The organism is Streptomyces sp. 13-12-16 (assembly GCF_002114215.1).
Taxonomy (GTDB): domain Bacteria; phylum Actinomycetota; class Actinomycetes; order Streptomycetales; family Streptomycetaceae; genus Streptomyces.
On the sequence record NZ_NCTE01000971.1, the window covers coordinates 1 to 625 of the forward strand.

The window sequence follows — 625 nt, forward strand, 5'->3', positions numbered from 1 at the left end:
CGGGCCGCACCACGGCGCGGCGCGTCCGCGCGACACCGGACCCGGCCCGGTACCGAGGCGGCGAAAACGCGAGAGCGTCGGCCCCTCCGGTCCCGGGCACGCCGAGTCCCCGGTCGCGCGGACGCCGCGGCGTCCGGCCGGACGCCTTGGTGACGGCTCAGACGCCCGCGCCCAGCACCGAGTTGATGCGCTGCGGGTCGCCGCAGACGATCAGCAGGGTGCCGGCCCGGGCGTGCGCCACCGACAGGGCGGAGGCGGCTTCGGATTCCGGGCCTCCGTTGACGGCGACCACGACGACCGGGCGCGCACCGGCACGCTCGGCGGCCTTGGCGTCCGTGTAGAAGACGTCGTCACCGGCGTCGTGCTGGGCCCAGTAGGAGGCTTCGCCGAAGGACAGTTCGTGGGTGGCCCACGGGTGCGGGTCACCGGTGGTGATCACCAGCACGTCGCCGGGGGCGCGACCCGAGTCCAGCAGCAGGTCCACGGCCTCTTCGGCGGCGTCGAGCGCCCCCTGGGCCGAGGCCGGGATCAACTGGAGCTGCGGGGTGGCCGCCGTGGGCGCGGGCGGGCCCGGGGGAACGGGCTTGGCCGCGTCGCGCGACGCGCGCTGCACCGGCGGCGCGGG

General features: G+C 77.3%; 1 protein-coding gene. It reads right to left on the reverse strand.

What is annotated here, in order from left to right:
* Positions 1 to 157: 157 nt before the first annotated feature.
* Positions 158 to 613 carry a hypothetical protein gene (locus tag B7767_RS33325; RefSeq protein ID WP_085575365.1) on the reverse strand — a complete coding sequence of 152 codons (456 nt, stop codon included), beginning with the start codon at positions 611 to 613 and terminating at the stop codon, positions 158 to 160.
* Positions 614 to 625: the final 12 nt, after the last annotated feature.